Source organism: Cuspidothrix issatschenkoi CHARLIE-1 (assembly GCF_002934005.1).
Classification (GTDB): Bacteria; Cyanobacteriota; Cyanobacteriia; order Cyanobacteriales; family Nostocaceae; genus Cuspidothrix; species Cuspidothrix issatschenkoi.
Genome location: NZ_PGEM01000006.1, coordinates 55,746 through 71,567, shown reverse-complemented (window position 1 = coordinate 71,567; position 15,822 = coordinate 55,746). Strand labels below are relative to the sequence as shown.

Genomic DNA, 15,822 nt, shown 5'->3' with positions numbered 1-15,822 from the left:
ATCTCCCCATTACCCATTACCCATTACCCATTACCCATTAACTCATCTTGCCTGATATAAATATTCCTAACCAATTTGATGTTTTAGTAGTCGGTGCTGGTGCTGCTGGACTATATACATCCCTATGTCTACCAGAATCTTTACAAATCGGCTTGATTACTAAAGAAACAGTTACCCTATCCGCTAGTGATTGGGCGCAAGGTGGCATAGCGGCAGCTGTAGACGCAGAAGATTCTCCAAAATTGCATATTGAAGACACATTAAAAGCGGGGGTGGGTTTATGCGACATCGCCGCAGTAGAATTTCTCGCAGAACAAGCCCCTCATTGTATTCAATCCCTAGTTAACTTAGGGGTAGCTTTTGATCGCCATGATAATCACTTGGCTTTAACCCTAGAAGCCGCCCATTCTCGTCCTCGCGTTCTCCATGCAGCCGATACTACAGGTAGAGAAGTTACCACCACCCTGACAGATCAAGTTTTGCGTCGTCAAAATATTCAAGTCATTCAACAAGCTTTAGCCTTGAGTTTGTGGATAGAACCCCAAACCGGTCAATGTTTGGGAACTAGCCTATTTTATCAAGGTAAAATTACCTGGATTCGTGCCGGGGCAGTGATTTTAGCTACTGGTGGTGGTGGTCAAGTTTTTGCCCAAACCACTAACCCCGCCGTGAGTACAGGGGATGGTGTGGCCATTGCTTGGCGGGCAGGAGCAATTCTGAGAGATTTAGAATTTGTCCAGTTTCATCCCACAGCTTTGAGTAAACCGGGACGTTTTCTCATTAGTGAAGCTGTACGTGGAGAAGGGGCGCACCTGGTAGATGATACCGGGCGACGTTTTGCCTTTGATTACCACCCAGCAGGGGAACTAGCACCGCGAGACGTGGTCAGTCGTGCTATTTTCAGTCATTTACAAAAAACCGCTACTGATCCAGCTACAGCCAATGTTTGGTTAGATATGCGCCCCATTCCTCCTGAGAAAATTCGTCACCGTTTCCCCAATATCATCGCCGTTTGTCAACACTGGGGGATTGATGTTTTTACTCAACCTATTCCTGTATCTCCTGCTGCCCATTATTGGATGGGTGGTATCCTCACAGATGTGATGAATTGTACTAATATTCCCGGTTTGTATGCTATTGGCGAAACTGCTAGTACGGGAGTACATGGGGCTAATCGTTTAGCGAGTAATTCTTTGTTGGAATGTATTGTCTTTGGGGCACAAATGGCTAGTGTTAACCCCGAAAAATTGAGAATTTCCCAACAGGAATTTTCTGAGAATATTGAGACTATTAATTTTAGTCCGTCTCCAACCGTGTGGGAAAATCAACAACTAAAACTGGCTGAAATTCGCCAAAAATTACCCCGTGTAGTTTGGCAAAGTGCGGGTATTTGTCGAGAAGAATCTAGTTTAAAAAATGCGATCACTCAAATTTCATCTTGGCAACAAGAATTTACAGCCTTACCTTTAACTCAATTATTATTAAAATTACAGCCGACACAATCAGTTAATTTTCCTCAGCCACAAATTGAAAAAGAATTACGACTGTGGGCTGAAACTCGTAATTTATTAGATGTAGGTGAATTAATTCTTAAAAGTGCCGCTTTTAGAAAAGAAAGCCGGGGAGGACACTATCGTTTAGATTATCCCCAAACTGATCCTGATTGGCAAGTTCATACTTTAGTCAGAAATCAGCAATGGTGGGTAGATATTGAAGAAGGCAGGACGTGAAACATAGGTATGCACGATTGGGTGGGAGGATCTTGACGTAAAATAATTGAGCAAAATCTTATTTAACGGAATGCAAGGATTTTAATCACATCCTCATTACCCCCCAATTATTATCTTTGACAGAGGGTTGATAATTGCCGACTTGATTCTGATTTTAAAGAATTGGCTTAAAACCAATTTTTATTCAGCAATTTGTTACTGACAATGACCACAAACATCAACATACCAAACTGAATTTGCCAAGGTGCTAATACTAAACTCACGATAAAAATGACGGCTGTTAAAATACCTGCAATGTAGGTGATTTCGTCATCATTTCTTTTGAAGAGATAGCCAGTGATTACACCTGTAACTAATGTCATCAAGAAAAATAAAGGCATTTTTACTAATCTCTAAACTACGATCTACTGTTTAATACCAGTAGGTTTAAATCATGTTCATGAACGTTATTAATCATATACTTAAGTAACACAAAATTGCAACAACTTTGTCATGAAGCTATGATTTGACTGTTTTCAAATGATGCCATTATTTGGTAGATTAAATTAACACTATCTATTCGTGCTGGAATCAATTTAACACTTTCAATTTAGATACCCAATGTTGAATATTTCTCAAGTCTTAGCTACTGAACTACAACTTAAACCCCATCAGGTACAAAACGCGTTGGAACTTTTAACAGAAGGAGCAACAATTCCCTTTATTGCGCGTTATCGTAAAGAACGAACTGATGAAATGAATGAAGTCCAATTACGGGATTTACAAGATAGACATAATTACTTAACGGAATTAGAAGAAAGAAAGAAAGTCATTATTAATGCGATCGCCCAACAAGATAAACTTACCCCAGAATTGCAGGGCAAAATAGCATCCTGTTTACAAAAAACTGAACTAGAAGATTTATATTTACCCTATCGTCTCAAACGTCGGACTCGCGCTACCATTGCTAGGGAAAAAGGTCTAGAACCTCTCGCCAAATTTATTCAATCTCTAAATACAAAAAATGCTGTTTCTGCATCGTTAGAGGAAGCAGCAGCAAAGTATGTTTCTGAAAGTTTGGGAGTAAAAAGCACCGATGAAGCGTTAAAAGGTGCATCAGATATTTTAGCTGAAGAAGTAGCAGATAAAGCAGAATTACGCGCATACATACGCGAATATTTGTTAGAGAATGGGGTGTTTATTTCTCATATCAAAGAAGAACATCCCGAAGGGACAACCAAATTTGAAATGTACCGCAATTATCAGATTAAAGTTAAAAATATCGCTCCTCATAATATGTTGGCTTTATGTCGAGGAGAAGCAGAAAAAATATTAAGTTTTGAAGTTGCTTTTGATGAAAATTTCATCCTTGATTATTTAGAACATCAGGAAATTAAAACTAAAGTTCGCAACCTGCGCGACTTTTATCAAGTCATGTTAAAAGATAGTTTTAACCGCTTAATGAAAACTTCCTTAATTAGCGAAGTCATTAGCAATAAAAAAACCTACTCTGACATAGAATCAATCAAAACCTTTGAAACGAATTTGCGAGAATTACTGTTATCAGCACCAGCAGGAATGAAACCGACAATGGCCATAGATCCAGGTTTTAGAACTGGATGTAAAGTAGCTATATTAGATGAAACTGGCAAATTTCTAGAATATCAAGCTGTGTTTCCCCACCAAGCAGCAGAACAACGCCAAAAAGCAGCGCAAACTATTAAAAAATTACTTGAAAAATACCAAGTTCAATTAATCGCTATTGGTAACGGTACAGCTTCACGGGAAACAGAAGAATTTGTAGCGGAAGTATTACCAAATATAGCCCATAAACCTGTTAAGGTTATGGTCAATGAATCTGGTGCATCTATATATTCTGCTAGTAAAGTAGCATTAGAAGAATTTCCTGATTTAGATATTACTGTCAGAGGTGCAATTAGTATTGGCAGAAGATTGCAAGATCCTTTAGCAGAATTAGTCAAAATAGATCCTAAATCAATTGGTGTGGGACAATATCAACACGACGTTGATCAAAAATTACTCAAAAAGAAATTAGATGAAACCGTGGAAAGTTGCGTTAACTATGTGGGTGTAGACTTAAATACCGCTTCTAAAGAACTGTTAACATTTATTTCAGGAATTACCCCCACCATAGCCAATAATATTATTGCCTATCGCAACGAAAATGGCGCATTTAAAAATCGTCGTCAACTCTTAAAAGTAGCAAAACTAGGACCAAAAGCTTTTGAACAAGCAGCCGGTTTTTTAAGAATTCGTGGAGGTGAAAATCCCTTAGATAATACCGCAGTACATCCAGAAAGTTATTCGCTAGTGCAATCTATTGCGGCTGATTTAGGAGTATCCTTAAATCAAGTTACACAAATTGCAGAAAACCTGAAAAAAGCCAACTTGAAAAAATATGTTACTGATACAATTGGAGAACCAACCCTGCGCGACATTCTCAAAGAATTAGAAAAACCAGGTAGAGATCCCCGTGCTGAGTTTAAATATGCGACCTTTAAAGAGGGAATCAAAGAAATTAAAGATTTAACCGTAGGAATGCAACTGGAAGGAATTATTACTAATGTTGCTAATTTCGGTGCTTTCGTTGATATTGGTGTCCATCAAGATGGTTTAGTGCATATTTCCCAACTTGCGGATATATTTGTAGATGATCCCAAAAAAATTGTCAAAGTTGGACAAGTTGTAAAAGTACAGGTTTTAGAAATCAACGAAAAACTAAAACGCATAGGTTTATCAATGAAAGGAATTAAACAGTAATATCCCCGACTTCTGACCGAAAATAGTGGGATACAAGCCCCGTCCTTCTAGGACAGCTTTTCTTGATTTTTGATATATTCCTTTAATATTTCTAGTCGGGGATTTGGTTTGTATAGCTGAAATCAATAACAAATAAATTTTCTCTGGGTAAAAAAACTCTCAAATTACTATGGCCATTTATCAAGTGCAACTCATTAACCCTAACCTGGGATTAAATCAGACTATTCAAGTACCCGATGATCAGTATATTATTGACATCGCCGAGGAAGCTGCTATTCGTTTACCATCAGGTTGCAAACAAGGAGAATGTTCTGCTTGTGTGGCTAAACTTATCAATGGAGAAATTGATCAAAGTGAGCAAAAATTTCTTCGTCCCCAGGAAATTGCCGCAGGATATGTAGTTACCTGTGTTAGCTATCCCTTATCTGATTGTGTATTAGAAACCCATCAAGAACAGGTGTTATATAAATCCTCTCTTTACTATAGCAATGGACAATGAGGAAACGTCTAAATCCTCAACTTCTTTACTCATACAGCATATTTCATTCAAATGCGGTACAACCATAATCAAACTTTTGTGGTGCGGGCATCTTGCCCGCAAAATGTGTACCTCATACCTTCGCAAACTGCTGTATCTTGGCGTGCTTTTCATATATTCTTAATGATTAAACACATACTCATATTAGAGAAAATACTTAAAAGGTTAACAATTATAAAATAAATATTTATGTTTTTTAATGCTGTAGCTGTATTTTCATTAACCGCAAATATCCTATACTAGTTATAATACTTGATTGCTGTAACGATTTATCGGTGCTAAATATCTACTCTAAATTTCTGAATTCCTGAAAATTATGGCGATTATCTCCTCTAAAAAACAGCCTCCAGAACCTAACAGAGAACCAAAACAGCAGCAAGAGCAGGCAAAATTACCTCCAGCAGACAACCTATTACAACCGGAGGCTGCTATTAATGAACAAGGTAAACCAGAAGAAAGTATTCGTCCCCAGCAATTTGCTGACTACATTGGACAAAAGGATTTAAAGGATGTTTTAGAGATTGCTATTAAAGCAGCTAAGTCTAGAGGGGAGGTAATGGATCATTTGCTGTTGTATGGCCCACCGGGTTTAGGGAAAACTACAATGGCGATGATTTTAGCCACAGAAATGGGGGTAAATTGCAAAATTACCAGTGCCCCAGCTTTAGAACGGCCACGGGATATCGTGGGGTTATTAGTCAACCTCAAACCAGGAGATGTATTATTTATAGATGAAATCCATCGGTTATCACGGATGACAGAGGAGATACTGTATCCAGCGATGGAGGATTACCGTTTAGATATTACAGTGGGTAAAGGTTCTAGTGCCAGAATTAGGAGTATCCCTTTATGTAAATTTACCTTAGTGGGGGCGACAACTCGCGTCGGGGCTTTAACTTCTCCTTTGCGCGATCGCTTTGGTTTAATTCAAAAGTTGCGTTTCTATGAAGTTGAAGAACTTACACAAATAGTTATTCGTACTGCTGAATTATTACAAACCGCAATTAAGTCAGATGGGGCGACAGAAATTGCCAGACGTTCACGGGGAACACCCAGAATTGCCAATAGACTACTAAAACGAGTCCGTGATTATGCGGAAGTAAAATCATTTTCAGAAATCAATGAAACCGTTGCTGCTGAGGCATTAACACTATTTCAAGTAGATCCCTGTGGATTAGACTGGACAGACAGAAAAATGCTCAGTGTAATTATTGAAAACTTTAATGGTGGCCCAGTGGGTTTAGAAACTATCGCCGCCACAACTGGGGAAGATAACCAAACCATTGAAGAAGTGTATGAACCCTATTTAATGCAAATAGGTTATTTAAGCCGGACACCCAGGGGAAGAATAGCAACTAAAGCAGCTTATCAACACATGGGTTTTAAGCCGCCTAATGAGCAGTTATCACTACTTTAACGTTTGGTTTTAGATTTAGACAAGATGATCCTATAGCAATTTTTAGATCCCTAAGAAGGGGAAAGAATTTTCCCAATAACTAAGGAATAATGCCAAATACCCTTTTACCTGTCAACTCTTCCCTAAAACCTTGAACTATGACAACTAAACTATGTCTAATACATTTAAAGAATTTATTCAAAAAGTAGGTAGTGGCAGTCACACATCAGATAATTTAACCCGTGCTGAAGCGGCTAGGGCAACAAAAATGATGTTATTGGGTGAAGCGACTCCCATACAAATTGGCGCGTTTTTAATTGCCCATCGTATTAAACGTCCAACCGGGGAAGAGTTAGCTGGGATGTTAGATGCTTATGATGAACTTGGTCCCAAGTTACAACCAATAGGGCAGTCTGTGATTGTTTTCGGTATACCCTATGATGGCAGAACCCGGACTGCACCCATTAATGTAATTACTGCTTTATTATTAGCAGCGGCGGGACAACCTATAATTATGCACGGAGGAGATCGCTTACCAACTAAATATGGTGTACCTCTAATTGAGATTTGGCAAGGTTTAGGAATAGATTGGACTAATTTAACATTGGCACAAACTCAGCAGGTGTTTGAGGCGACAGGAATTGGCTTTGTTTACACACCAAAGCATTTTCCTTTAAATCAAGTTTTGTGGGAATATCGGGAACAGTTAGGTAAACGTCCACCATCGGCGACAATGGAATTAATTTGGTGTCCTTATGTCGGTGATGCCCATATTATTGCGGGTTTTGTTCATCCCCCTACGGAAGGAATGTTTCAAGAGGCGTTGAAATTAAGGGGTGTGACTAAATATACTTTTATTAAGGGTTTAGAGGGAAGCTGTGATTTACCACGCGATCGCACAGCTATTATTGGCTTATCTTCATCCGATTCGGAAGCATTAACACGGCTACAGCTTGCACCCCGTGAATATGGCTTGATCCCCAAAAATGTCCCTTTGTCTACTACAGAAGAATTAATCCAGGATATGCAAGCAGTTTTGACCGGAAACCCTGGCGAATTGATGCAAACAGCCCTATGGAATGGCGGCTTTTATCTATGGCGGAGTGGTATTTGTCCAGATATGCCAACTGGTATGAATAAATCAGCCGAATTAATTACCACTGGTGTAGTAGCTGCTAAACTGCAACAAGTCAAGATGCTTATCGGTTAAACCCATTAGCTATGAGTAACATAGCTATAGCCCTTTGTAATTAGGACATTATTGATCCTTAAAACCTAATCATAGCAAGGGGTTCACTCTTGCCCCTTGCCTTCTGCTATCAAATTGCAGAAAATAAATATCCTAGAGATTTTCCATGGAAGGTCTCTACATTTCCGAATAAAGTGTTTCTTCATCAAGAAATGGTATGAATCAATTAATAGTTAATATAAGTCCTTCACGAGCGAATAATGCTTTGGGGAAGACCGACTGGACTTGAGTTTGTACATAGTCAAGAAAATTATCATGATCATCAGGGTGATGATGGGAGATAACTAACCTTTTAACAGCAGCTTTTTGCGCCATATCTACAGTGATTTGCCAAAAAGAATCGGCTGCTTCATTTTTGTTTTCCGTGGGTGGAGTGTAGATAGCATTAGTAATCCATAAATCAGCATCTTCAATCATTTGTAAAATTTGTGTTTGCTCATCTGCGTGAATTACTTTATGCAAATCCGTAGCATAAGCTACATTCCACCCTTGCCAGTTAACACGATAGCCAATAGAACGCTGAGTTTTATTGATTAAACCCGTTTTAATCTTGACATGGTCTAATTCGATTAATTTTCCTGGAGTGAGATTATAAAACTCTAATCTTGATTGCATCACTTGTAAGGGATAGGGAAAGTGAGGCTGGAGCATTTGATCACACAGACATTGCTTAATTGATGCCCCATTGGAAGCGGCTGTTCCATAAACATGAAAGTGATTACCAGCGATAAACGCCGGCGCGAAAAAAGGAAATCCTTGGATGCGATTGGACTGGGAATTGGTAAAAAATAAATGGGCTTCCAAGGTTTGATGGAGTTCTTGCAAGGTTGTGCCCAGGATGCGTAACCCAGTTCCTCCATCAAAAATTAAGCGTTTTCCAGCCACAGACATTTCCACACAACCAGTATTCCCACCGTAGCGGCTGTTATGGTTGCTAGGAGTAGGAATGAGACCACGTACACCCCAGAATCGCACCTGGAATGGCTCAGATGGACTACTGAGATTGGGACTGAGTTGTTCACTCACATTAGTTTGAGAATCGGACAACTCAAAATTTGACATCTTCTTGAAAATTAGAGCTTACTAAGCAGATCATCATACTGTCGCACTTCTAATAACTGGTTTTTGTTATCCACAATTACAACGGTAGGAGAGTAACATTTTAACTCTTCTATAGTAAACTGCCCGTAAGTCATTATAATCAAGCGATCGCCAATTATGCCCAAACGTGCGGCCGCTCCATTCAATTCAATAGACCCTGAATTAGCTGGAGCAGGTATGGCATAGGTAATAAAACGCTCACCATTGGCAATGTTCACCACCTGTACTTGTTCATAGGGCAATATACCAGCCTTTTCTAAGAGAATTTTATCAATGCTGATACTACCTACATAGTTGATGTTTGCCCCGGTGAGAGTACAGTTATGAATTTTTGCCGATAAGAGAGTGCGCTGCATTTGGTTTTAAATTTTTTTTTACAACCAGCAAAAGTTTTTGAAGCCACACCAGTTAATTACTAGTGATGATTCCCTAACTATTTGTTTAGTGGGTAATGATTTGATATTAGCATTACCCACTATCTATTATGCTTTAGCAGCTTTGATGAACTTTTCTACCAAAGGAGCTACTTGCTCAACATCCTGCCAACCGAGAATGTTTGTCACCTTTTTTTCCAAATTTTTATAACTGCGGAAAAATTCGGCGATTTCGTCTAATCGGTGAGGAGCTAGGTCTTTGAGGGACTTCACGTGGCTATAACGGGGATCTTTATCGGGAACACACAGAATTTTTTCGTCGCGATCGCCACCATCAATCATTTCTAGATAACCAATTGGTCTAGCCGCAATGACACAACCGGGAAATGTTGGCTCATCCATTATTACCATACCATCTAAAGGATCGCCATCGTCAGCTAGGGTATTGGGAATAAAACCATAGTCGTAAGGATATTTAACTGAAGAATAGAGAACGCGATCTAGCGCGAATGCTTGTAAATCCTTATCGTATTCATATTTATTTTGACTGCCCCCAGCAATTTCAATCAGCACATTAACCACACCAGGCTTAGGTTGGGCAGGAATCCGAGATAAATCCACAATAAAACTCCTCTACTAAAACTGAACAGTCGGCAGCAATCATTTTTGCTCCCAGTGTAAGATTTTAGGACATTGTGGATCTGTTCCTCAAAATTCCTGCTGAAATACTGATGTATTATCGGGGCAATCTTTTTTCTCCTCCTGCTTATCTTTTTCCCCGGGTCTTATTTAAGGAGAGGCTAGATAATTTTCTTGGATGGATAGGTGATAACTTAAGGGAGGCTGATTTTTGTCTACATTTGGGGCAGAATAGTGGGCAATAATAAATACTGGTAAAGTTAGGGTGATCAGAGCGATTACTGTTCCCACAATGTCTGCCAAACGCTGGGAATATGTATCGGAAGAATTGGCAGACTGGCTATTTAAATTCATACAAAGTTGTAATTTATCAGATCACTAGCTGGTTGACTCCCTTAAAGAGAGTTACCCCTATTCTAGCTATATTTTTTATATTCAGCCCCAATGTTAATTATTCCTGACATTTTGATCCACTAATTTTACCAGAGGCGCAGTTTACGCGCCTATAGTTTCTACGCCACAACTATGCAGGGGATTTTTATTCTACATGTGATGGTGTTGATGATTCTTCTGGTTTAGTACCTTCTTGCTTATCTTTATTTTCCTGTTCTGAATCCGAGTTTTTTTGTATTTGTTGGAGGTGAATATTATTCACTTGGGTAATAAATTGTTCTATGGCTTGACTGACTTTTTGTTGTTGCTTACCTTCCTCGGAAATATCATAACAACGATAAGCTGGAGTGATGCCTAAAATAAATTTTTCTTGTTCAGTTTCTAACAGTTCAACGGCTTTGTTAGCAGCCACCCAATTTTTTTGAAAAGGAAATGAGGTGACTATACTAGCAACAATGGAAGCGACTGCTGGACAAATAACAGGCAACCATTTTAACCAAGGTTGTCCGGTTTCTAATTTATCTACCAGGACTAAAATTGGCGTGACACCTGATAAAATGACTGTAGAAATTTGCAAAACGTAGTAAAGAGTTCTAGCAAGATTTCGAGAACTTTTATAATCGTTAATCAACTCTTGGCAATATTCTAAAGCCTTTGCTCGCGCTGGTAAAACTGTATCGTAGTTCAAGGTAGTACCATTGCTTAATAAGGAGGTATAGAGTTCAGCTTTGTGGGAAAGTTCATTTCTTTGTGCTTCTTTTTTGGCATTTTTTACTGACTGTCTATTCAGCAGAAATAACCCAATAGCCACAGTTAACGCCACAGCAGCAGCACTGACATATTGTTGATTATTAGAATCAACATAAATCACAAACACAGATGTGATAGCAACTGCGCCTAATAAATAATCAATCAGCTTGAAAAACAATAACATATTGCGTTTGATGTAGTGATTGCAGAATTGCTCAAGAAAAATCGTTTTTTTTACAAACAATAGTACCTTACAATAAGGTAGTATTATTTACAAGTAGCTGCCAATAACAACAGATTTATAAAATTGATGTCAAGCTTTATGCCATAATTGTTTTCAAGATTATAGATAAATTTTAAATTTAGTTAAGTTTATTTAAGATTTAATTCTGTTTTTAATTGAGACTAAATGCTATTAATAAGATATCTGGTGGTAATTAAATGTGCATAACCACCAAACCCTTGTAGGGACAATTCATGAATTGTCTCTACGATAATTTTCACTCCTATGTCTATTGAAAAATCAAATGGCAGGGCTGTATTGTTTGCAAGTAGCTATAGCTAGGGCTAAAACCACAAATGTCAAAACTCCTGCCAGATATAAAGGATAGCCATAGGTGATAGGTTGGGATTGTTGAACCATTATCCCCGCAATGACTGGACCAATGGCATTGGCAATACTTAAATAGGAGGCGTTTAATCCTAATGCGATTCCCTGATTTTGAGGTTGGGCATTGAGGGAAATTAATGTACTAATCATGGGTTGGACTAAAGCATTAAATAAGGCAAAAAAGATAGTAATTACAACAAAATAAGTGATGCTAGGCCAAACAGGCATTAACACAAATGATAAACTGCGAACGAATAAACCTAAAAATAAGATTTTCACCACATTAAATTTATGACTGAGAACAGATACTCCCCAGGTTTGCATAATTACTCCCAATGTGCCAATTGTCAGAAATAAAAGTGTTAAAGATTTACTGTTTTGATCTAAAACCTGAATAAAATAGGGTTGGAAGGCATAGGTAAACATGGTAAATGTTGTCCCTGTACAAAAGTTAATCAATAATAAAATACCTACTCCTGGCATGGCAAAACCTTTAATTAAATTTTCTAAGCCTAAATCAAAAATATTAGTAGATTTTGTAGATTTGTTTTGGAGAGTTTCTGGTAATAAAAAAATGGTCATTAACATAGCAATGAAAGCAACTGCACCAGAAGCTAAAAATCCTGTCCCTAAAGAAATTTGCTGTGCTACTAAACTTGTAGCTGGTCCAATAATAAAGCCTAATCCCAAGGCTGCACCATAAATTCCAAAGGCTTGGGCGCGATCTTTTTGATTGGTGACATCGGAAATCATAGCTTGGGCAACAGAAGCGTTTCCGCCTGTGATACCATCTAAAAATCTGGCGAAAAATAGTAAACTCGGTATGGTGGCAGTACCAGCGATAGTATTCGCAATTACTGTTCCGGCTAAACTGATAATTAATAATGGTTTCCGTCCAAGTCTATCAGAAAGTTTCCCAATTACTGGAGTGGCGAAAAACTGAGCGATGGAATAGGTAGAAAATAATAAACTGGTTTGGAAATCATTTAATCCAAATTGTTTACCATAAAGATAAATAATGGGGATTAAAATTGTAAAACTCAGGGAGTTAATAAAGGCAATTGAAGCAGTAATCCAAAAAATCCGATTCATTGTGAATTAAACATATTTATCTTTAATCATCCTAGCATTTACTATCATACGCTAGATAGACATTATTACTTTGACTATACGCATTTTCACGATGTCTTACCTATTTAATTTAGTATTTACGTACAAATTATAAAAAAGCGAACCACTCCAGGCATAGAAGACACGGAGAAATGAGAGTTTGAGAGGTTTTTTGCGTAAGTCCTATAATTGATAGAACCATTTTTAAATTACAGTAATGTGTAATTTAAGGTTTTTGGCCTCTTGGTTACAAGTATAGCTATAGCCAGGATGATTAGGACATTATTGATACTTGAAACCTAATAATAGCAAGGGTTTCACCCTTGCCTCTTACCCCTTGCCTTCTGTTATAACAGTTAAAATGTCTAATCAAGTGTGGTTATCACAATTAAAAAAACACCGAGCGATCGCTGTTATTCGCACCTCAAAAATGGTATTGGGTGAACAAATGGCTTTAGCTGTAGTATCTGGGGGGATGCAGTTAATTGAAATTACCTGGAATAGCGATCGCGCACCAGAATTAATTTCCCAACTTCGCGCCCAATTACCTGATTGTATGATTGGGACAGGAACGTTATTTAATGTCCAACAGTTAGAAGAGGCGATCGCCTGTGGAGCGCAGTTTCTTTTTACACCCCACACCGATCCACAAATGATCCAAAGGGCAGTCAGTGCCAATATCCCCATCATTCCCGGTGCATTGACACCCACAGAAATTATGACTGCTTGGAATTATGGTGCAAGTTGTGTCAAAGTCTTTCCAGTACAAGCAGTGGGCGGAACTAGCTATATTAAAAGTTTACAAGCACCCCTTGGCCATATTCCCCTCATCCCTACCGGGGGTGTAACCTTAGAAAATGCTAAAGATTTTTTACAAGTTGGTGCGATAGCAGTGGGCTTAAGTGGTGAATTATTCCCATCAAAATCAGTGTTACGGGGAAATTGGACTGGCATAACGCAACAAGCAAAAACTCTTATGCAGAGGTTACATTAGCCATTATCGGCTTTATGAAGACAATCGAGAGCAGAAAATTCTTATACATAAAGCTTTTGCGGTTTTCTGATCATATTTTTCTGCTATATTTACCTAGTAGGAGATTTGTGGTGTTAAATTTAGTTAAGTTCTGAATTATTTAACACTCAGGAAATCATAACATATCCAAGACTACCTCACACCATATATTATCAGGGTAGCTATGCTATAATAGTTACTCAAACATAGGATCAAATAGCATAACTCGTACATTTTTTGTGCTTGTATTTAAACTACAAAAATAGTTCTATGAAAGTGAATTTAACAGCAAACATCCCCAAATCCACGGGCCTAAATTCTTGGTATTCCCTACTCTTGCTTGTCACCACACCCGTTCTGATTAGCACCTGGACTATGACATCAACCGCAACACCTGTCCAAATTTCCCAACTGAACACAGAAATTAAAATTAATCGTCCTACTCTCAACCTAGATAGTAGAGGTGAACGAGTCGTGGAACTACAAGCTGCTTTAAAACTATTAGGCTTTTATACAGGGAATGTAGATGGGAAATACCAAGAAAATACTGCTGTTGCAGTTTCCCAATTTCAACAAGCTGCTGGTTTAAAACCCAATGGCACAGTAGATAGTATCACCTGGCAAAAATTATTTCCTACCCCATCAACTATTAACTCTTCACTCTCCAATACTGTCAGGACTTTTAACACCCTCCCCACCCCAGGGAAAAAAAATCCTCAAGTCAATAATTCTGCACCAAAACGTACAAATCCCAAAAATCGCCCGAATACTGGTCTTCGACCTACTCCCCTTAATCAACAACTACCAGGTATTAAATATAGTCCTGAAGGATGGCCTATTTTGGGGAGAGGTATGTCAGGACCAGAAGTGGTCAAGTTGCAAAAACAACTACAAAACTTAGGTTTTTTAACTGGTGAAATAGATGGGAATTTTGGCAAATCTACAGAAATCGCAGTCAAAGCCGCTCAAGTTCGTTATGGCTTAGAATCTGATGGTATAGTTGGTGGTAGTACGTGGAAAGCTTTTGTTAAACGCACTTCTACACAACGCTAATTTTGTTCTAGCTATCAAACTATGAAACACTTTCTATTGACTTGGCTCGGTACAGCATTAGCATTACTAATTACATCTAAAATTGTCCCTGGTATCATTATTAATGGTTTTGTAGCGGCCTTAGTTGCTACTGTGGTCATTGGTCTAGTTAATGCCATTATCCGGCCAATTTTACAGATTTTAACGTTTCCCATTACCTTAATTAGCTTGGGTTTATTTAGTTTTGTCATTAATGCCTTAACTCTATGGTTAGCAAGTGCAATTACCCCTGGTTCTGGGTTTTACATTCAGGGTTTTATTCCCGCTTTTTTAGGTTCAATTGTCCTTTCCATTGTCTCTGCTATTATTAACCAAATTGTTAATGTAGTTGATTAGAATATTAGTTTTGCGGTAAGAATCCAGCATAGCATTTAGATCCCCGACTTTTGAGAAAAAATCATAATTTGTTGATACGATTAAAAAAAAGAGGTCGGGGATCTTAGCCACAGATTGATTAAACTACCTGAATTCTTAGGATTTTTCAACACTTTTTGCTACTGCTATTGTTACTGATACTGCTGTCTCTGGTAATCGCAAGATTTGTTTGGGAACTAATAATTTTGATAATTTTATTTCCTTTGATGTGGGTTCCCTAGCGGCGAGAATAGCAGATGCTTCAGCAATACTAGATGTTCCCATGAATTTAGTAATATTATGATTAGGATTGGGAACAAATACATTATTTAAAAGCTCAGGACTAAAGGTTTTGAAAATAAATTTTTCTAGTTGACAAAATTCAAGTAAAGCAATTTCTGAAGCTTTTTTATCAATAGTTGCTATTCCTGCTATATGAGTATATATAAGTTGATATTCCTCAAAAACTTGTTTAATGGCAGTATGAATTAATTCCTGGGAAATTCCTCTTTGACAACCAACTCCCACCCATAAATTTTCTTTGTCTACCATATTATGTACTCTACTTAACTTGGAGAAACTGAGTTAAAATTATAGGACTTACCCACGAATCATGGAATATAGAACCGCAGAGGACGCAGAGGACGCAGAGGAATAAGAGTTTCGGAGGATTTTTGCGTAAGTCCTGAATTATTTGAATTCACCTTAAAACTG

General features: G+C 38.1%; 16 protein-coding genes. 8 read left to right on the top strand and 8 right to left on the bottom strand.

From position 1 onward, the window contains the following. Window positions 1-47 precede the first annotated feature (47 nt). Window positions 48-1,730, top strand: a complete 1,683-nt coding sequence (gene nadB, locus CUN59_RS01190; protein ID WP_104386123.1) for an L-aspartate oxidase — start codon at window positions 48-50, stop codon at window positions 1,728-1,730. 167 nt (window positions 1,731-1,897) lie between these two features. On the opposite strand, the gene CUN59_RS01185 is transcribed toward nadB, so the two are convergent. Further along, complete coding sequence (locus tag CUN59_RS01185; protein ID WP_104386122.1) at window positions 1,898-2,110, bottom strand: hypothetical protein; 213 nt, start codon at window positions 2,108-2,110, stop codon at window positions 1,898-1,900. A gap of 220 nt (window positions 2,111-2,330) precedes the next feature. Between CUN59_RS01185 and CUN59_RS01180 the strand changes: the two genes are divergently transcribed. From CUN59_RS01180 to CUN59_RS01165, 4 genes are all read left to right on the top strand, one after another. Next, window positions 2,331-4,490 carry a Tex family protein gene (locus tag CUN59_RS01180; RefSeq protein ID WP_104386121.1) on the top strand — a complete coding sequence of 720 codons (2,160 nt, stop codon included), beginning with the start codon at window positions 2,331-2,333 and terminating at the stop codon, window positions 4,488-4,490. Window positions 4,491-4,659: 169 nt separating this feature from the next. After that, window positions 4,660-4,989, top strand: a complete 330-nt coding sequence (locus CUN59_RS01175; RefSeq protein ID WP_104386120.1) for a 2Fe-2S iron-sulfur cluster-binding protein — start codon at window positions 4,660-4,662, stop codon at window positions 4,987-4,989. Between the two features lie 355 nt (window positions 4,990-5,344). Further along, window positions 5,345-6,445 (top strand): Holliday junction branch migration DNA helicase RuvB, encoded by a 1,101-nt coding sequence (gene ruvB, locus CUN59_RS01170; protein WP_104386119.1) that lies wholly within the window; start codon window positions 5,345-5,347, stop codon window positions 6,443-6,445. A gap of 151 nt (window positions 6,446-6,596) precedes the next feature. After that, a complete protein-coding gene (locus tag CUN59_RS01165; protein WP_104386118.1) occupies window positions 6,597-7,634 on the top strand; it encodes an anthranilate phosphoribosyltransferase family protein in 1,038 nt (345 codons plus the stop codon). A 201-nt stretch (window positions 7,635-7,835) separates the two neighbouring features. Here the strand turns inward: CUN59_RS01165 and CUN59_RS01160 are convergent, their stop codons facing one another. The 6 genes from CUN59_RS01160 to CUN59_RS01135 form a co-directional block, all read right to left on the bottom strand. Beyond that, on the bottom strand, window positions 7,836-8,735 hold the full coding sequence (locus CUN59_RS01160; RefSeq protein WP_104386117.1) for an MBL fold metallo-hydrolase: 900 nt from the start codon (window positions 8,733-8,735) through the stop codon (window positions 7,836-7,838). A gap of 11 nt (window positions 8,736-8,746) precedes the next feature. Further along, window positions 8,747-9,130, bottom strand: coding sequence for an aspartate 1-decarboxylase (panD, locus tag CUN59_RS01155; protein ID WP_104386116.1), 384 nt, complete (start codon window positions 9,128-9,130; stop codon window positions 8,747-8,749). 126 nt (window positions 9,131-9,256) lie between these two features. After that, window positions 9,257-9,769: an inorganic diphosphatase gene (locus tag CUN59_RS01150; protein WP_104386115.1), complete on the bottom strand. Its 513-nt coding sequence runs from the start codon at window positions 9,767-9,769 to the stop codon at window positions 9,257-9,259. Window positions 9,770-9,937: 168 nt separating this feature from the next. After that, window positions 9,938-10,141, bottom strand: a complete 204-nt coding sequence (locus CUN59_RS01145) for a TLTLP motif-containing protein (RefSeq protein ID WP_104386114.1) — start codon at window positions 10,139-10,141, stop codon at window positions 9,938-9,940. Window positions 10,142-10,325: 184 nt separating this feature from the next. After that, on the bottom strand, window positions 10,326-11,114 hold the full coding sequence (locus tag CUN59_RS01140) for a DUF4231 domain-containing protein (protein ID WP_104386113.1): 789 nt from the start codon (window positions 11,112-11,114) through the stop codon (window positions 10,326-10,328). A gap of 339 nt (window positions 11,115-11,453) precedes the next feature. Next, window positions 11,454-12,632, bottom strand: coding sequence for an MFS transporter (locus CUN59_RS01135; protein ID WP_104386112.1), 1,179 nt, complete (start codon window positions 12,630-12,632; stop codon window positions 11,454-11,456). A gap of 379 nt (window positions 12,633-13,011) precedes the next feature. On the opposite strand from CUN59_RS01135, the gene CUN59_RS01130 reads away from it, so the two are divergent. The 3 genes from CUN59_RS01130 (at window position 13,012) to CUN59_RS01120 (ending at window position 15,090) form a co-directional block, all read left to right on the top strand. Continuing rightward, window positions 13,012-13,644 (top strand): bifunctional 4-hydroxy-2-oxoglutarate aldolase/2-dehydro-3-deoxy-phosphogluconate aldolase, encoded by a 633-nt coding sequence (locus tag CUN59_RS01130; RefSeq protein ID WP_104386111.1) that lies wholly within the window; start codon window positions 13,012-13,014, stop codon window positions 13,642-13,644. A 393-nt stretch (window positions 13,645-14,037) separates the two neighbouring features. Next, the gene (locus tag CUN59_RS01125; protein ID WP_243406827.1) at window positions 14,038-14,715 is read left to right on the top strand and encodes a peptidoglycan-binding domain-containing protein; all 678 of its coding nucleotides are present in this window, start codon (window positions 14,038-14,040) and stop codon (window positions 14,713-14,715) included. Window positions 14,716-14,736: 21 nt separating this feature from the next. Then, window positions 14,737-15,090 carry a phage holin family protein gene (locus CUN59_RS01120; protein ID WP_104386109.1) on the top strand — a complete coding sequence of 118 codons (354 nt, stop codon included), beginning with the start codon at window positions 14,737-14,739 and terminating at the stop codon, window positions 15,088-15,090. Window positions 15,091-15,225: 135 nt separating this feature from the next. Here CUN59_RS01120 and CUN59_RS01115 read toward each other — a convergent pair whose 3' ends face one another. After that, window positions 15,226-15,660 carry a cobalamin biosynthesis protein gene (locus tag CUN59_RS01115; protein ID WP_104386108.1) on the bottom strand — a complete coding sequence of 145 codons (435 nt, stop codon included), beginning with the start codon at window positions 15,658-15,660 and terminating at the stop codon, window positions 15,226-15,228. Window positions 15,661-15,822: the final 162 nt, after the last annotated feature.